13 protein-coding genes are annotated in these 16,564 nt (G+C 74.8%); 6 read left to right on the top strand and 7 right to left on the bottom strand.

What is annotated here, in order from left to right; all coding sequences use genetic code 11:
* Positions 1–113 precede the first annotated feature (113 nt).
* Positions 114–1,502 carry a pyridoxal phosphate-dependent decarboxylase family protein gene (locus tag B5Y66_RS15665; RefSeq protein WP_079575397.1) on the top strand — a complete coding sequence of 463 codons (1,389 nt, stop codon included), beginning with the start codon at positions 114–116 and terminating at the stop codon, positions 1,500–1,502.
* Positions 1,503–1,638: 136 nt separating this feature from the next.
* Here B5Y66_RS15665 and B5Y66_RS15660 read toward each other — a convergent pair whose 3' ends face one another.
* From B5Y66_RS15660 to B5Y66_RS15645, 4 genes are all read right to left on the bottom strand, one after another.
* Entirely contained in the window at positions 1,639–3,798 is a 2,160-nt protein-coding gene (locus tag B5Y66_RS15660; RefSeq protein ID WP_079575396.1) for a 3-hydroxyacyl-CoA dehydrogenase NAD-binding domain-containing protein, read from the bottom strand.
* Positions 3,799–3,801: 3 nt separating this feature from the next.
* Positions 3,802–5,052, bottom strand: a complete 1,251-nt coding sequence (locus B5Y66_RS15655; protein ID WP_079575395.1) for a thiolase family protein — start codon at positions 5,050–5,052, stop codon at positions 3,802–3,804.
* A gap of 164 nt (positions 5,053–5,216) precedes the next feature.
* Complete coding sequence (locus B5Y66_RS15650) at positions 5,217–6,446, bottom strand: HRDC domain-containing protein (RefSeq protein ID WP_079575394.1); 1,230 nt, start codon at positions 6,444–6,446, stop codon at positions 5,217–5,219.
* Positions 6,443–7,042 carry a DUF3000 domain-containing protein gene (locus B5Y66_RS15645; RefSeq protein ID WP_245807155.1) on the bottom strand — a complete coding sequence of 200 codons (600 nt, stop codon included), beginning with the start codon at positions 7,040–7,042 and terminating at the stop codon, positions 6,443–6,445. The genes B5Y66_RS15650 and B5Y66_RS15645 overlap by 4 nt, the downstream gene beginning before the upstream one ends.
* Before the next feature lie 248 nt (positions 7,043–7,290).
* On the opposite strand from B5Y66_RS15645, the gene gndA reads away from it, so the two are divergent.
* From gndA to cuyB, 4 genes are read left to right on the top strand one after another with little or no spacing between them, the layout of a single operon-like run.
* On the top strand, positions 7,291–8,727 hold the full coding sequence (gene gndA / locus B5Y66_RS15640; RefSeq protein ID WP_079575392.1) for an NADP-dependent phosphogluconate dehydrogenase: 1,437 nt from the start codon (positions 7,291–7,293) through the stop codon (positions 8,725–8,727).
* Positions 8,724–10,076 (top strand): carboxylate--amine ligase, encoded by a 1,353-nt coding sequence (locus B5Y66_RS15635; RefSeq protein ID WP_079575391.1) that lies wholly within the window; start codon positions 8,724–8,726, stop codon positions 10,074–10,076. Before gndA ends, B5Y66_RS15635 begins: the two co-directional genes overlap by 4 nt.
* The gene (locus B5Y66_RS15630) at positions 10,073–11,395 is read left to right on the top strand and encodes a carboxylate--amine ligase (protein ID WP_079575390.1); all 1,323 of its coding nucleotides are present in this window, start codon (positions 10,073–10,075) and stop codon (positions 11,393–11,395) included. The genes B5Y66_RS15635 and B5Y66_RS15630 overlap by 4 nt, the downstream gene beginning before the upstream one ends.
* Positions 11,392–12,135 (top strand): cysteate racemase, encoded by a 744-nt coding sequence (gene cuyB, locus B5Y66_RS15625; protein WP_079575389.1) that lies wholly within the window; start codon positions 11,392–11,394, stop codon positions 12,133–12,135. Before B5Y66_RS15630 ends, cuyB begins: the two co-directional genes overlap by 4 nt.
* Positions 12,136–12,225: 90 nt before the next feature.
* Here the strand turns inward: cuyB and B5Y66_RS15620 are convergent, their stop codons facing one another.
* Entirely contained in the window at positions 12,226–12,723 is a 498-nt protein-coding gene (locus B5Y66_RS15620; RefSeq protein WP_079575388.1) for a hypothetical protein, read from the bottom strand.
* Positions 12,724–12,823: 100 nt separating this feature from the next.
* The gene (locus B5Y66_RS15615) at positions 12,824–13,633 is read right to left on the bottom strand and encodes a dihydrofolate reductase family protein (protein ID WP_079575387.1); all 810 of its coding nucleotides are present in this window, start codon (positions 13,631–13,633) and stop codon (positions 12,824–12,826) included.
* Positions 13,634–13,671: 38 nt separating this feature from the next.
* On the opposite strand from B5Y66_RS15615, the gene zapE reads away from it, so the two are divergent.
* A complete protein-coding gene (zapE, locus tag B5Y66_RS15610) occupies positions 13,672–14,754 on the top strand; it encodes a cell division protein ZapE (RefSeq protein ID WP_079575386.1) in 1,083 nt (360 codons plus the stop codon).
* Positions 14,755–14,783: 29 nt separating this feature from the next.
* Here zapE and B5Y66_RS15605 read toward each other — a convergent pair whose 3' ends face one another.
* Positions 14,784–16,427, bottom strand: coding sequence for an alpha-amylase family protein (locus tag B5Y66_RS15605; RefSeq protein ID WP_139820912.1), 1,644 nt, complete (start codon positions 16,425–16,427; stop codon positions 14,784–14,786).
* Positions 16,428–16,564 lie beyond the last annotated feature (137 nt).

Raw genomic sequence — 16,564 nt, 5'->3', positions numbered from 1 at the left:
ACACAGGCACCCGGTCGTCGCCGGAGGATGCCGGGGCGACGCCGACCGGCGCGACCCGGCCGTTCCCTCGGTACCCTGGGAAGCCCCGAGGCCGGTCGCGAAGGAGCACCCAGATGACGGTGCGAGGCAAGGACTTCGACGGTGCGCTGGATCGCGCCGCCCACCACGCGCGGGCCTGGCTCGAGGACGTGGGCGAACGCCCCGTGCCACCGCGCATCGACGCGGACGCCGTCGGCGACAGCCTCGCCGGCCCCTTCCCCGATCGGGGGCTCGATCCCGCGGGAGTCGTCGACGAGCTCGCCGCGCGCGTCGAGCCCGGCCTCATGGCGATCGGGTCGGGCAGGTTCTTCGGCTGGGTCATGGGGGGCACCCTGCCCGCGGCGCTGGGCGCCGACTGGCTGGTGAGCGCCTGGGACCAGAACGCCGGGATGCGCTTCTCCACGCCGGGCGTCGTCGCGGTCGAGGAAGCGGCGGGCCGGTGGGTGCTCGACGCGCTCGGCCTGCCCGCGGGCTCCGACGTGGGCTTCGTGACGGGGGCGACGACGGCGAGCTTCACCGGGCTCGCGGCGGCGCGCGGGACCGTGCTCGCCCGCGCCGGGTGGGACGTGCACGACCGAGGTCTGACCGGGGGGCCGCCGGTCCGCGTGCTGGTCGGTGCGGAGCGGCACGACTCCGTCGACCTGGCGCTGCGCTATCTCGGGCTCGGCGCCCCGACGGTGGTGGCGGCCGACGAGCAGGGCCGTCTGCGCGTGGACGCCCTGGCCGCAGCGCTCGCCGACGGGCCGCCGGGGACACCGACGATCGTCGCCCTGCAGGCCGGCAACGTGCACTCCGGGTCGTTCGACCCCTTCGCCGCGGCGATCCCGCTCGCGCACGAGCACGGGGCGTGGGCGCACGTGGACGGCGCCTTCGGCCTCTGGGCGGCCGCGGCGCCGGACCTCGCGCACCTCGTGCGCGGAGTCGAGGACGCCGACTCCTGGGCCACGGACGCGCACAAGACGCTCAACGTGCCCTACGACTGCGGCGTCGCCGTGGTCGCGGACCCGGCCGCCGTCCGCGCGGCCTTCGGCGTGCACACGGCGTACCTCGTGGACGCTCCCGGCCCCGGCAACCCGTACGAGAAGGCGCCTGAGCTCTCGCGGCGCGCCCGGGGCGTGCCGACCTGGGCGGCGCTGCGCTCGCTGGGGCGTGGCGGCCTGGCAGGGCTCGTCGGCGGGCTGGCGCGGCGCGCCCGGGAGATCGCCGAGGGCGTGGCGGGCATCGACGGCGTGCGGGTCGTCAACGACGTCGTCTACACCCAGGTGTGCCTCGCGCTCGGCGACGACGCCCGGACTCGCGCGGCCGGCGAGCGACTCCTCGCCGACGGCGAGACGTGGATCTCCGGCTCCCGGTGGCAGGGCCGGGACGTCCTGCGCGTCTCCGTGAGCAACTGGTCCACGGACGACGACGACGTCGCGAGGACGGTGGAGGCCGTCCGGCGCGCCGTGGGAGGCGCGGGGTAGGCCGCGGGACGCGGGCCGGTCGGCGACCGGCGTCCCTCGCGCACGTGTCCCGGTGCACCGGTGGCCCGGTCCCGACGAGGGACCGGGCCACCGGTGACTCGTGAGCCTTGCGGCTCGGGTCTCCGAGGAGGGCGTGTCAGGCGACGGCCTCGGGGACGTTGGCGACGCCGTCGGGCAGGATCCGACGGCCCAGGACCTTCGCGGAGTACCCGGCGCGGTCGAGGTACGGCGTGATGCCGCCCGTGTGGAAGCCCCACCCGGCGCCGAGGATCATGGCCAGGTCGATCTGCGGCGGGCCGGCCACCACGCTCTCGTCGAGCATGTGACCCACCTCGACGGTCAGGGCCGTCAGCACCGCGTCGAGCACGCCCGCCGCGTCGAGCACCGGGGTGCCGTGGCGACCCTGCTCGCCCGCGGCCAGCGCCTCGCCGAACACGGCCTGGATCGCCGGGTCCACCGGTCGAGGCAGCCCGGGGGCGGGGCGGTCCAGCACGACGCGCGTGCCGTCCGCCACGATCTTCTCCAGGCCGGGGGACGTCGGGAAGCGGTCGCCCAGGTCCTCGCGCAGGGACGTGAGGACGTGCAGCCCGACGGCCGGGCCGACCAGGTCGAAGAGCTCGAACGTGGGCATGGGGAATCCGAGCGGCGCGAGCGCGGTGTCGGCGACCTCGACGGACGTGCCGTTCTCGATCGCCTCGACGACCTTGCCCATGACGAGCACCAGCAGGCGGTTGACCACGAAGCCGGGCCGGTCGGCCACCAGCACGGCGGTCTTGCGCAGCTTCTTCGTGATCGCGAAGGCCGTGGCGAGGGCCTCGTCGGAGGTCTTCTGCGCCTTCACGACCTCGACCAGCGGCATCTGGGCCACCGGGTTGAAGAAGTGGATGCCGACCACGCGCTCCGGGTGCGCCAGGTCGGCGGCCATCTCGGTGACGGACAGCGCCGAGGTGTTCGTCGCGAGGATCGTGTCCTCGGACACGATGCCCTCGAGCTCGGCGAAGACCTTCTTCTTCAGGCCCATGACCTCGGTGACGGCCTCGATCACCACGTCGCAGGTGGCGAACTGGCCGATCTCCGTCGTGCCGTGCACGCTCGCGACGATGCGCGCCGCCGCCTCGGGCGTCATCCGCCCGCGGCCGACGAGCTTCTCGACGGTGGACCGGACGAAGCCGAGGCCCTTGTCGACCCGCTCCTGGTCGAGGTCGCGCATGACGACCGGCACGCCGAGGCGCTGGGTCACGAGCAGCGCGATCTGCGCCGCCATGAGCCCGGCGCCGACGATGCCGACCCGGGTGACCGGGCGGGCCAGGCTCTTGTCCGGGGCGCCGGCGGGCTTCTTGCCGCCCGAGACGAGCTGGAACGCGTACACGCTCGCGCGCATCTCGTCGGACATGATGAGGTCGGCCAGCGCCTGGTCCTCGGCGGCGAACGCCTCCTCGCGCGTGGCCGTGCGGGCGGCGGCGAGCAGGTCGAGGGCACGGTAGGGCGCGGGTCGCGACCCGGCGACGACGGCGTCGAGACGCTGGCGCGTGGCCGCGACGACGGCGTCCCACACCGGCTGCGGGTCGAGCTCGCGCCGGGGCACCTCGACCTCGCCGCGCAGCACGCGCGAGGCCCACAGGAGCGACTGCTCGAGGAAGTCTGCCGGCTCGAGGAGCTGGTCGACCAGGCCGATCTGCGCGGCCTCCGCCGGCTTGAACGGCTTCTGCGTGGCGGGCCGGGTGAGGATGACGTCGACGGCCTTCTCGATGCCGACGAGGCGCGGCACCAGGTAGGCGCCGCCCCAGCCGGGCACCAGGCCGAGGCCGGTCTCGGGCAGCCCGAGCGCGGGGGCGTCGGACGACACGGTGCGGTAGTCGCAGTTGAGCGCGACCTCGAGGCCGCCGCCGAGCGCCAGCCCGTTGACGAACGCGAAGGTGGGCGCGCCCATGGTGTGCAGCAGCTCGTAGGCGCCGTGACCGGAGCGGCCGAGCTCGAGCGCCTGGTCGTGGGAGGTGACGGTGGAGACCTGCAGCAGGTCGGCGCCGGCGGCCAGGAAGTAGGGCTTGCCGGTGACGGCGACGGCGGCGATCTCGCCGCGCCCGGCGCGCTCCTGCAGCGCGGTGAGCGCGGCGGTGAGCTCGGCCATGCCCTCGGGGCCCAGGGTGCTCGGCTTGGTGTGGTCCAGGCCGTTGTCGAGCGTGACGAGCGCGAGGGTGCCCGCGCCGCCGGGAAGCTCGACGTCCCGGACGAGGGAGTGCGTGACGCGCTCGGCGCGGACGCCGGCGCCCGTCGTCTCGGTCGTGTTCTCGGGCATGGGTCAGTTCTCCTCGTCCGTCGCGGTGGTGTGGCCCGAGTAGTCGGCGTGGTGGGGGTTCTCCCAGATCACCGTGCCGCCCTGGCCGAGGCCGACGCACATGGTGGTGACGCCGTACCGGACCTCGGGGTGCTTCGCGAACTGGTGCGCGAGCTGCATCATCAGCCGCACGCCGGAGCTGGCCAGGGGGTGGCCCACGGCGATGGCACCGCCGTACGGGTTGACGCGCTCGTCGTCGTCCGCGATGCCGTAGTGGTCGAGGAAGCTCAGCACCTGCACGGCGAAGGCCTCGTTGATCTCGAACAGGCCGATGTCCTCGATGGCGAGGCCGGCCTGGGCGAGGGCCTTGTCCGTCGCCGGCACCGGGCCGTAGCCCATGATCGAGGGGTCCACGCCCGCGAACGCCGACGAGACCATGCGCATCGCGACGGGCAGGCCCAGCTCGGCGGCGGTGTCACCGGAGGCGAGCAGCGCGGCGGTGGCGCCGTCGGTGAGCGGCGAGGCGTTCCCCGCCGTGACGCGGCCGCCCGGGCGGAACGGCGTCTTGAGGTTCGCGACGCCCTCGACGGTGGTGCCGGGTCGCGGCAGCTCGTCGGCGGTGGCCAGGCCCCAGCCCTGCTCGGTCGACCGGACCGCGACGGGCACGAGCTCGGGCCCGATGTCGCCGTTGGCCAGCGCCTTGGCGTACTTGGCCTGGCTGTTCACGGCGTAGGCGTCCGCGCGCTCCTTGGTGAGGTGCGGGAACTTGTCGTGCAGGTTCTCGGCCGTGACACCCATGTTGAGCGACTCGGGGTCCACCAACTTCTCGGACAGGAAGCGGGGGTTGGGGTCGGCGTCGAAGCCCATCGGGTGGCGACCCATGTGCTCGACGCCGCCCGCGACCACGACGTCCGCGCTGCCCGTGGCGATACCGGCGGCGGTGGTCGTGACGGCGGTCATCGCGCCCGCGCACATGCGGTCGATGGCGAAGCCGGGGACGGTCTGGGGGAGGCCTGCGAGCATCCCCACGGTGCGGCCGAGGGTCAGGCCCTGGTCGCCCTGCTGGGTGGTGGCGGCGATGGCCACCTCGTCCACGCGCTCGCCCGGCAGCTCGGGGTGGCGGCGCAGCAGCTCGCGGACGGCCTTGACGACGAGGTCGTCGGCGCGTGTCTCGGCGTACAGGCCGTCGGGCCGGGCCTTGCCGAACGGCGTGCGCACGCCCTCGACGAAGACGACGTCGCGCAGCGCGCGGCGGGCCGGGTTCCGTGTGGTCATGGAAGCTCCATCCGCAGGCGGGGGTCGGGACTTCGGCGTCCGACGAGCGACGCCGCTCTCGGGTGCCGACCCGGTGGGGCGGCACCGCGGTACACGCTACCGCGAGTACCGGGAACAAGAGTAGACCATGGTGAGACCGGGTATCACCCCGCTGCGGGAACGGGTCAGGGAAGCGCGGCGAAGGCGGACCCGAGCGGTGCCGCGACCAGCTCGATCTGCCACGGTCGGGCCCCGCGCCCGCGCAGGAACTCCGCGATCTCGGGGGCGCGCGCCGGGTCCGGCGGCGTCCAGCACAGGCGGCGCAGGGCGTCCGGCTGCAGCAGGTTCTCCACCGGCACGTGCAGGTCGCCGGACATCGTCGCGAGGAGCTCGCGTGCCGTCGTGAGACGACGTGCTGCGACGGGGTCTCGTTCGGCCCAGGCGCGCGGCTGCGGAGGGCCGTCCGTGCGCGGTCCGCGCTGGCTCGGCAGCCGGTCCTCCGGCAGGGCCAGGGCCTCGTCGATCGCTCGCTGCCACGCGGGCGCGCGGCGGCGGGTGGCCTTGCCCGCGAACTCCGGCAGGGCCGTGAGCTGCGGCACGGTGCGCGGCAGGGCGCGGGCCGCCGCGACGATGGCGCGGTCCGGCAGCACCCGGCCGGGGGAGACGTCCCGGGCCCGGGCGCTCGCGTCACGCGCCTCCCAGAGGCCGCGGACCACGGCGAGCTGGCGGCGGTCGCGCAGGGTGTGGGTGCCCGAGGTGCGCCGCCACGGCTCCAGGCGCGGCGCCGGGGGAGCGGCGGTGCGCTCGGCCTCGAACTCCTGCGCCGCCCACTCCGCCTTGCCGTCCGCCTCCAGGCGCTCGGCCAGCCGGTCCCGCAGCTCCACCAGCACCTCGACGTCGAGCGCCGCGTACCGCAGCCAGTCCTCCGGCAGCGGGCGGGTGGACCAGTCGACCGCGGAGTGCTCCTTCGCGAGGCCCAGCCCGAGCAGCTCCGCGACGACGGCGGCGAGCCCCACGCGCTCGAGGCCGAGCAGCCGAGCGGCGAGCTCGGTGTCGAAGACGCGGGCGGGCCGCAGCCCGTGCTCGATGAGGCCCGGCAGGTCCTGGGAGGCGGCGTGCAGCACCCACTCGGCGTCGCCCACGGCGTCGCCGATCGCGGACAGGTCGGGCAGCGCGACCGGGTCGAGCAGCGCCGTGCCGGCGCCCTCGCGTCGCAGCTGCACCAGATACGTGGCCTGGCCGTAGCGGTAGCCCGAGGCGCGCTCCGCGTCGGCGGCGACGGGGCCGGTGCCGGCCGCGAACCGCTCGACCACGCGGTCGAGGGCGGCCGGGGTGTCGACGACGCGGCCGACGCCGTCCGCGGGCTCGGTGAGCGGGACGACGTCGGTGGCGGTCGGGGGGACTGCTGAGCTCATGGGCCCACGGTATGCGGTCGTGACCCCGGGCGTGGGTGCGCCCGGGGGGTAGAGCGCGAGGCCAGGGAGGTGACGCCGTCGGGCAGCGGCGGCAGCCCGCCGGCGGTGGTCATCAGGTCGGCCCACACGGCGAGATGGACGCCGAGCGCGGTGTCGGTCGGGGTCCAGGAGGCGCGGATCTCGAGGTCCACGGCGTCGGGCGTGGCCGCCAGCGCCCCGAAGCTCTGGGAGAGCACGCGCGTCACGGTGCCCCCGATCGCCAGCGCCTCCACGCCGGCGCCGGAGAGCGACTCCGTCACCCAGGTCCACGCGACGTCGGCCAGCAGGGGGTCCGCGGCGAGCTCGGGCTCGAACGTGGCCCGCACCAGCGTGACCACCCGGAACGTGCCCTGCCACGTCTCCTGGCCGTCGGGGTCGTGCAGGACGACGAACCGGCCGGTGGCGACGTCCTCGCCGTCGGGGTCGGTGACCTCGCCCTCGAGCGCCACCGAGTACGGCGCCACGCGCGTGGGGCCGGGGATCTCGGCGAGGTGCACCTCGCCGCGCAGCCGCCGCTCGCGCAGGGACGCCAGCGCGGCCGCGAACGGTGCGGGCACCTGCCTGGGATCCTGCCTGGAGTCGCCCGTGCGGTCGCCGGTCACGTCAGCCACCGTACGGCGCGCAGCGCCAGGTCGGGAGGACCGACGCGGCGAGGCGCCGGTCGTGTCCGGATCGTGATGGTCCGTACACCTCGGCCGCCGCGCCGACTACGCTGGTCCCGGCTCCCGGGCAGGGGCGCGCGTGCGTCAGTCGCCGCCACCCGACCGCCCGACCCGTACCGAGAACCGACGGAAGCAGGGAAACGATGACAGCTCGTGCCCAGATCGGCGTGACCGGCCTTGCGGTCATGGGCCGCAACCTCGCCCGCAACTTCGCGCGGCACGGCTACACGGTGGCGGTGCACAACCGGTCGTCCGCGAAGACCCAGTCGCTGATCGCCGACGCCGGGCACGAGGGCGACTTCGTGGCCTCCGAGTCGATGGCCGACTTCGTCGCCTCCCTGGAGCGGCCGCGCAAGGTCGTGATCATGGTCAAGGCGGGCGCCGCCACCGACGCCGTGATCGATGAGCTGGTGCCCCTGCTGGAGGAGGGCGACATCGTCGTCGACGCCGGCAACGCCCACTTCCCGGACACGATCCGTCGCGAGAAGGCGCTGAGCGCGAAGGGCCTGCACTTCGTGGGCACCGGTGTGTCCGGCGGCGAGGAGGGCGCCCTCAACGGCCCGTCGATCATGCCCGGCGGCACCCGCGAGTCGTACGCGAGCCTCGGCCCGATCCTCGAGGACATCTCCGCGAAGGTGGACGGCACGCCGTGCTGCACCTACGTCGGGCCGGACGGCGCCGGCCACTTCGTCAAGATGGTGCACAACGGCATCGAGTACGCCGACATGCAGCTCATCGCCGAGGCCTACGACCTGCTCAAGCAGGGGTTGGGCGCGTCGGCCGCCGAGATCGGGCAGATCTTCGCCGACTGGAACACGGGCGACCTCGAGTCCTTCCTCATCGAGATCACGGCGGACGTGCTGCAGCACGTGGACGCCGCCACCGGCAGCGCGTTCGTGGACGTCGTGCTCGACCAGGCCGAGCAGAAGGGCACCGGCCGCTGGACGGTGCAGAACGGCCTCGACCTCGGCGTCCCGATCACCGGCATCGCCGAGGCGACCTTCGCCCGCGCGCTGTCGGGCTCCGTGCCGCAGCGCGAGGCCGGCCGTGCGGCGCTGCCCGCCGACGCCGGCACGTGGGAGATCACCGACCGCGACGCGTTCGTCGAGGACGTGCGCCTCGCCCTGTACGCGTCGAAGGTGGTCGCGTACAGCCAGGGCTTCGACCAGATCGCCGCCGCGTCCGCCGAGTACGGCTGGGACGTCGACCGCGGTGCCATGGCCCGCATCTGGCGCGGCGGCTGCATCATCCGCGCACGCTTCCTCAACCGCATCACCGAGGCCTACGAGCGCGACGCCGACCTGCCGCTGCTGCTGGCCGACGAGTACTTCACGGACGCCGTCTCCAACGGCCTCGCGGCCTGGCGCCGCGTCGTCGCGCAGTCGGCTCTCAACGGGGTGCCCACGCCGGCGTTCTCGTCGTCGCTGGCCTACTACGACGGCGTGCGTGCCGAGCGGCTGCCCGCCGCGCTCATCCAGGCGCAGCGCGACTTCTTCGGCGCCCACACCTACCGCCGCACCGACCGCGAGGGCACCTTCCACACCGAGTGGTCGGCCGACCGCTCCGAGCAGGAGGCATGAGCGCACCCGTGAGCACCACCAGCACCGGGGGCACGGCCGCGGGTACGCGTCCCGACCCCGGGTTCCAGCCCGTCATCGTCGGGTCCGACATCGGCGTGTACGCCCTCGCCCGCTCGTTCCACGAGCGCTACGGCGTGCGCACCACCGTGGTCGCGTTCGCGGAGCCGGGCCCGATCGCACACTCGGGCATCGTCGACACCGAGCTCTCCGGGACCGCGACGGAGCAGATCGTCGCGGTCCTGCAGGATGTCGCGGGCCGGCTGTCGGCCACCGGCCGCACGCTCGTGCTCCTCACCAACATGGACTGGGTGGTGCGGGTCCTGGTGCACCACCGCGCCGCCCTCGAGGCCGCCGGCTACGTCCTGCCGTTCGCGGACGCCGCGCTCATCGACCGGATCTCCGACAAGGCGGAGTTCCAGGCGGTGTGCGCGGAGCTCGGCATCCCCACGCCGGCGACGGTGATCCAGGACTTCGCGCGCGCGGCGGAGCCCGGCTGGGAGCCGCTGCCCGTGGGGTTCGACTACCCGGTCATCGCCAAGCCCGCGAGCAGCGCCGACTACCACGACGTGCAGTTCGCCGGGAAGAAGAAGATCTACGAGATCGCGACGCCGGCCGAGCTGGACCGGCTCATGATCTCGCTGCGCGAGGCGGGCTTCCGCGGCCGGTTCCTGGTGCAGGAGAACATCCCCGGCGACGACACGCGCATGCGCTCGGTCACGGCCTACGCCGACACGAGCGGACGGGTCACGCTGCGCGCCTCGGCTCAGGTGCTCCTCGAGGAGCGCACGCCGGCCGCCCGCGGCAACCCGTCGGCGATGATCGTCGAGCCCATCGACGAGATCCTCGACGCGGCGCAGCGGATCCTCGAGCACACGCGCTGGCGCGGGTTCGCGAACTTCGACGTCAAGCTCGACCCGCGCGACGGCGTGTTCAAGTTCTTCGAGCAGAACCCGCGCATCGGGCGGAACAACTACTACCTCACGGCGGGCGGGCAGAACCCGACCGAGGCGCTGGTGGACGACGTCGTGCACGGTGTGCGGCGCGAGCCGGTGACGGCCGACCGCGAGGTGCTGTACGCCGTCGTGCCGAAGCGGCTGCTGCGCTCGTACGTGCTGGACCCCGAGCTGCACGCCCGCGTCGTGCGGCTGCAGCGCTCGGGGCGCACCGTGCACCCGCTGCGCTACAAGGCCGACGCGTCGCCGCGTCGCCGGCTGTACGTGCTGACGGCGATGCTCAACCACGTGCGCAAGTACCGGCAGTTCTACCCGCTCGAGGCGCTGCGCCGGAACTACGCGGCCAACACCGTGGCCGGCGCGTCGGCGAGCAGCGGCGCCAAGGAGGAATCGTGACGCAGACCCCGCAGCGGCGGCTGCAGCCCGTCGTCCTGGGCGGCGACATCGGCGCGTACAGCCTGGCCCGGGCCTTCCACGAGGCGTACGGCGTGCGCTCGGTGGTGGTGTCCGGCGCGTCCACGGGTCTGGTGCGGCACTCGCGCATCCTCACGCACGTGGCCGAGCCGCGGATCGACGACCCGGAGGCGATCGTGGCGCGGCTGCGCCGGATCGCCGACGAGCACCCCGACGCGGACCTGGTCGTCGTGGGCTCGGCCGACTGGTTGGTGCGCATGCTGGTGCAGCACCGCGACCGCCTCGAGGACCGCTACCTCGTGCCGTACGTGGGTGAGGAGCTGCTGCTGCGCCTCACCGACAAGGAGGAGTTCGGAGCCCTTTGCGCCGAGCTCGGCCTGGCGCACCCGACGACCGTGGTGCACGACGTCGCGTCGGGCACGGAGCCGGACACCAGCGGCCTCACGTTCCCCGTGATCGCGAAGGCGGCGAGCACCGCCGCCTACCACGACGTCGAGTTCGCGGGGAAGAAGAAGGTATTCCTCGTGGACACGCGCCCGGAGCTGCTCGACCTGCTCGCGCGGGTGCGCGACGCCGGCTACGTCGGCTCGTTCGTGGTGCAGGACTACATCCCCGGCGACGACTCCGGCATGCGGATCCTCACGTGCTACAGCGACGCCCAGGGCAAGGTGCGGTTCTCGTCGTTCGGGCACGTGCTGCTCGAGGAGCACGCCCCCGGCGCGCTCGGCAACCCGGCCGCGATCGTCACCGGCACCCAGCACGAGGTCGTCGAGCAGGCGCGCCGCCTGCTCGAGCACGTCGGCTGGACCGGCGTCGCGAACTTCGACCTCAAGTACGACCCGCGCGACGGCCGGTACGTGTTCTTCGAGCTCAACCCGCGCCTCGGCCGCTCGAACTACTACGTGACGTCGACGGGTGCGAACCCGGTGAAGTTCTACGTGCACGAGCACCTGCGCGGCCTGGACCCGGACCCGCGCGCGGTGCTCGGCCCGGACGTGCCGCTCTCGGGCGACGGCGAGGTCACCACGGAGCACCTGTACACGGTGCTGCCGGGGGCGCTGCTGCGGCGCTACGTCGTGGACCCGGCGACCAGGTCCCGGACGCGACGCCTGCAGCTGACCCGCCGCGCGTCCAACCCGCTGTGGTACCGCAAGGAGTGGGACCCGCGCCGGGTGGCCTACCTGCTGGTGTCGCAGCTGAACCAGTTCCGCAAGTACGCGCGCCACTACCCGGTGGCGCAGTCGCGGGCGCTGGCCTGGACCGGCCCCGCCGCGCCCCAGGGCGCCCGGGAGGACGCGTGACGACCGTCGCCGAGGGCGCCGAGGAGCGGGTCGAGGACCGGCCCGTCGGCGTCATCGGCGGCGTCGGCCCGCTGGCCACCGCGTACTTCCTGCAGCGCGTGGTGCAGCGCACCGTGGCCGAGCGGGACCAGGACCACGTGGACCTCGTCGTCCTCAACCACGCGACGATCCCCGACCGCACGGACTTCGTGCTCGGCCGGTCGCCCGCCGACCCGGGGCCCGTCCTCGCGCGCGACGCCCGTCGCCTGCAGGACTTCGGCGTGCAGTTCCTGGTGATGCCGTGCAACACCGCGCACTACTTCACCCAGCAGGTGCTCGACGCGATCACCGTGCCGTTCGTGTCGATCGTCGACGTGACCGTCGCGGCGGCCCGCGCGCGGGTGCCGGGGCTCGAGCGGGTCGGGCTGCTGGCCACGGCGGGGACGGTCGCGTCGAAGGTGTACGACGACGCGTTCGCCGCCCACGAGGTCGACGTCGTCGTCCCCGACGTGGCCGACCAGGACGTCGTGAACGCGGTCATCTACGACCAGGTCAAGGCCGGCCACCCGGCCGACCCCGACGCGTTGCGCGGCGTCGCCGCCCGGCTGGTGGAGCGGGGGGCGTCGGTCGTCGTGCTCGGCTGCACGGAGCTGTCGGTCGCGGCGGTCGACCACCACCTGCTCGACGAGGAGCCCTTCCTCGACTCGATGGACGAGCTGGTGCGGGCCACGATCGAGCATGCCGGGCACCGCGTCCGCTGACGTCACGCAGGGCCTGCCCTCGACACGCATGAAGGCCCCGTCCGCCGGACGGGGCCTTCATGCGTGTCATGGGCTCGCAGAGGGTCGGGTTCAGTCGCCGATCTCGCTGGTCCCGGCGTACAGGTGCAGCACGGGGACGTGCAGGTGCTCGCGGGCGCGGGAGGCCCAGTCGGAGCGGAAGGTGTCCGCGACCACGTGGGGGTAGGTGACGACGACGACGTCCTGCACGCCGTCGGGCCCGCCCTGCGCGGCGACGGCCGCGGCCAGTGCGGGCAGCGGGTCCTCCTCGGTGACCGCGCCGTCGGCGACGGCTCCGGCGGCGCGCAGCCCGGCGAGCGATCGTTCGAGGCGCTGGGCCGCCGTCTCCTTCGCCTGCTCGGCCGTGGGCTCCTTGCCCACGAGGTCCTGCCCGGCCGCGCGCAGCTCGCCGACCCACAGGTGGTCGATGATCGCGGCGACCACGTTGCGGTCGGTGTCCGAGGGGACGAGCACGCGGTAGCGCTCGGCCCGCTCGTCGTGCAGGGACAGGATGTGCGCCACGTCGGCGTCGGTGAGGGCGTCCTCGGTGAGGACGACGGTCGTCGGCATGCCAGCACCGTAGTCACCCGGGGCCGCGGATGCGAGGCCAGAGGGTCGTCGCGGGGCAGGACGTGACGCGCGCCTCGCCGTCCTCGCCCGGACGGCGGGCTCAGCGCAGCAGCCAGCGCGCCAGGAGGGTGCCCGTGTCCGGCGCGTGCAGCAGGTGCGCGAGGCGCGCCGGCACCGGCGGTGCGGCCGGCATCCCGGCCGCGGGCGGCGTCTGGCCGGGTGACCCGGCGGGGGAGGCCGCGACGATCCGCGACGGCCCCGGGCCGACCAGGCACGGGCTCGTCGTGACACACAGCTCGTCGACGAGGCCGCCCGCCAGCAGCGTGGCCAGCAGCGTGGGCCCGCCCTCGCACAGGACGCGCGCCAGGCCGCGTGCGGCGAGGGCGGCGAGCCCGGCCCGCAGGTCGACGTCGTCAGGGTCCTGCGCCGACGCCACCGTGAGCACGCGGTCGGGGGGCAGCATCCGTGCGGCCGTCCGCGCGCCCGCCTGACCGGTGAGGACCAGCGGCGGCCGGTCGCCGTCGGCGAGCTGCTGCGGCACGCGGCCGGAGCGTGTGACGAGGGCGAGCTCGAGGGGCCGGTCGCCTGCCGTGGGGAGGTCCCGCGGCCGGTCGAGCGCGGTGTACCCCTCGTGGCGGGCCGTGCCCGCGCCGACGAGGACGACGTCGGCCGCGGCGCGCAGCACGCGGAAGACCCGCCAGTCGGCGTCGTCGTTGATCGAGCCGGAGAGGTGGTCCGGACCCCACGCGCCGCCGTCGACCGTGCTGACGAAGTTGGCCTGCACGTACGGGCCGTGCCCGGCGTCGGAGGCGGGGGAGTATAGCGCGTCCAGGCGCCGTTCGGCGGGGTCGGCAGGGAGGTGCTCGGGCCCGGGCACGAGCAGGTCGAGCGGCGTCGTGGCAGATCTCACATCGGCCAGCGTACTGACGCGGCGTAGCCTTGACGGTCGTGACGCTCACGCAGGACCAGGCCGCGACGCCCCCGAACCCCGCGCCGGGCGGCGGGGTGCCGTCCCTGTCGGCGGTCCGCCCGACCGTCTCGCCGGACCGGCTGCTCGCCGACCTCGTGCCGCCGCGCCACTTCGCGCAGGCTCGCTTCTCGACCTACCGCGCCGACCCCGCCCACCCGAGCCAGACGACGGTGCCCGCGCGGCTGCAGGAGGTCGCGCGCGAGACCGCGGCGCCGCGGTCGTCAGGGCTGAAGGCGCTGTTCGGTCGCCGTCGCGCCGCGCCTGCCGTGTACATGGACGGCGGGTTCGGCGTCGGCAAGACCCACCTGCTCACCTCGTTGGCTCACGCGGTCACCGCGGAGCTCGGCGAGAGGTCCGTCGCGTACGGCACGTTCGTCGAGTACACGAACCTCGTGGGCGCCCTCGGCTTCCTGCCGACGGTGGAGGCGCTCGCCACCCGCCGCCTGGTCTGCATCGACGAGTTCGAGCTCGACGACCCGGGCGACACGGTGCTGATGTCCCGCCTCCTGCGCGAGCTCGCGGACCGCGACGTCGCCCTGGCCGCGACGTCGAACACGCTGCCCGAGGCGCTGGGCGAGGGCCGGTTCGCGGCCGAGGACTTCCTGCGCGAGATCCAGGCCCTGTCGTCCCGCTTCGAGGTGCTGCGGGTCGACGGCGAGGACTACCGCCACCGTGCCGTCGTGACCGAGGCGACCCCGTTGTCGGCCGACGTCGTGGCGCGCTCGGCGGCCGCCCGTCGGGGCGCCGTCCTCGACGAGTTCGAGGACCTGCTCGCCCACCTCGCCACCGTGCACCCGAGCCGGTACGGCGCGCTGCTGGACGGCGTGGAGATGGTGGCGCTCACGGGCGTGCGGCCGGTGCAGCGCCAGGAGGTGGCGCTGCGGCTCGTCGTGCTGGTGGACCGCCTGTACGACCGGGACGTGCCCGTGCTCCTCGCGGGCGACGCCGGGCAGCACCTGTTCTCCGAGGAGATGCTGCGTGGGGGCTACCGCAAGAAGTACTTCCGGGCCCTGTCACGCCTCGGCGCCCTGGCCGAGGAGGGCCGGCGCCTGGCGGTGTGACCGCCACGCCGCCACGATCCGTGGCGGCGCTACCGCTCGCTCGGTCCGTGGTGCAGCACCGCGGGGGACCGGGGCGGGATCCGCAGGACACCGTCGCGGAGCGTCGTCCCCGCGGGGTCCCAGGCGGCCACGACGCGGGAGTCGGACGGGAGCGAGGAGACGTCGACGTCGGCGGGCTCCGTGCCGGTCACGAGAGCGACGGCGGTGCGTCCTCGCCGGCCGAGGAGGGTCGTCCCCTCGGTCCGTACCTCCACGGGCAGGTCGCGGTCCGCCGACGCGGCGGGCCGCAGCGCCAGCAGCGCCCGGGTCCAGTCGACGAGGCGTCGTGCCCGCTCGTCCCGCACGGGCACGGGCACGTGCTCGGTGTCGAGCACCGGCGGTGTCCCGGCGAGGATCGCGAACGTCAGGAGGCAGGCCCGGTCGTCGTCGGTCACCGTCGCGACCGCCCCGCCGGCCGCACCGGCGTCGGGCGTCCACGGGACGGACCGGTTCGCGGCGGGCAGGCGCGTGAGGTCGCTCACCAGCACCGACGCGGCACGCTGGGTGGCGCGGTGTGCCCGCCGCAGGCTCGGCGGGCGCCAGGGGGACGTGGTGGGCGGGAACACCTCGTGCGCGAGCCGCCGGAGGTCCTGGACGGGGTCGGCGTCGCCGGGCGAGGCGAGGATGTGGTGCACGACGGTCGTGAGCCGGTCGCTGCGCCCAGGTCCGTCGACGAGGAGGTGCAGGCGACGGCCGAGCTGCTCGCCGAGGCCGTGGACGTCCTCCGCGAGCTCCCCGAGGAACGGCACGGCCGAGCGGTCCACCAGGGCGTCGACGTCGAGCAGCAGGCCGTCCACGTGGAAGTCCCGCAGCCACCGCTCGGCGTCGGCCACGAGGAAGTCGCGCGGCCCGCGGCTCCCGCCGCCGTCCAGGTTGATCCGCGGACTGTCGGAGCCCGGCGGGCCGGGTCGCGCGCCGGTGCGCGGGCCGATGCGCGAGCCCGTGGCGTAGGGGCCGAACGCGTGCAGACCGAGGTCGTCGGCGACGGCCCACCGATGGGGCGCGTCCAGGACGACGGCGAGGCCGCACCGGTGGGCGTGGTCCACGAACCGCTGCAGCGCGGGTGGGCCGCCGAGCGGCTCGTGCACGGCGAACAGGCGGACGCCGGCGGCGGGACCGTGGGCGGGGTCGTGGGTCGCGACGGGGGAGAGCTCGACCCCGACGACGCCCGTCGCGGCGACGTCCTCGAGGCGGTCGGCGGCCGCGTCGAGGGTGCCTGCGGAGGTGAAGGTGGGCAGGTCGACGCGCAGCAGGGCCCCGCTGTCGAGGTCGGCGCCACGCCATGCCCCGTCCGTCCAGCCGAACTCCTGGTCGAGCACGCGGGACGCGCCGTGCACCCCGTGCGGCATCCAGGTGCTGCACGGGTCGGGCACCGGCGTGCCCCCGTCGACGGAGAAGAGGTAGTCGGTGCCGTGCGCGAGCTCGGCGTCGGCACGCCAGTACCCGGGCTCGTGCGCCCCGACGAGGCGGAGCGGGAGGCGTGCGTCGGTCGCCGGCAGCACGATCTCGACCGTGCGGGCCCGCGGCGCCCACAGCAACGGGCGGGGGCCCGGCCAACGGTCTCGCGTCCGGGGGATCGGGGGTGGGGGTCCGGGTGCCGCCTTGTCGGCGAGGCCTGCATCGGCAGCGGTCACGGCGGACACTCTAGCCACCGGCACCGATCTTCGCGGCCCCGCGTCCGGGTGCCGGATGCCGCGGGCAAGGCGGTCCGCCGGTGGCGTCCGCTCGGCGTCCGGCCTTCGGGGCGGGGTGTCGGGTTGCGACGCCTGAC

The sequence above is a fragment of the Krasilnikoviella flava genome (assembly GCF_900167525.1).
GTDB lineage: Bacteria > Actinomycetota > Actinomycetes > Actinomycetales > Cellulomonadaceae > Isoptericola > Isoptericola flavus.
The sequence above is the reverse complement of the archived record's forward strand: the minus strand, read 5'-3'. Positions and strand labels throughout refer to the sequence as shown.

Excerpts from the sequence above, each read along its gene's own strand:
- B5Y66_RS15665 (WP_079575397.1), top strand. The coding sequence starts at position 114 with ATGACGGTGCGAGGCAAGGACTTCGACGGTGCGCTGGATCGCGCCGCC.
- B5Y66_RS15650 (WP_079575394.1), bottom strand. The coding sequence starts at position 6,446 with ATGAGCTCAGCAGTCCCCCCGACCGCCACCGACGTCGTCCCGCTCACC.
- B5Y66_RS15620 (WP_079575388.1), bottom strand. The coding sequence starts at position 12,723 with ATGCCGACGACCGTCGTCCTCACCGAGGACGCCCTCACCGACGCCGAC.
- gndA (WP_079575392.1), top strand. The coding sequence starts at position 7,291 with ATGACAGCTCGTGCCCAGATCGGCGTGACCGGCCTTGCGGTCATGGGC.
- B5Y66_RS15655 (WP_079575395.1), bottom strand. The coding sequence starts at position 5,052 with ATGACCACACGGAACCCGGCCCGCCGCGCGCTGCGCGACGTCGTCTTC.
- B5Y66_RS15635 (WP_079575391.1), top strand. The coding sequence starts at position 8,724 with ATGAGCGCACCCGTGAGCACCACCAGCACCGGGGGCACGGCCGCGGGT.
- B5Y66_RS15660 (WP_079575396.1), bottom strand. The coding sequence starts at position 3,798 with ATGCCCGAGAACACGACCGAGACGACGGGCGCCGGCGTCCGCGCCGAG.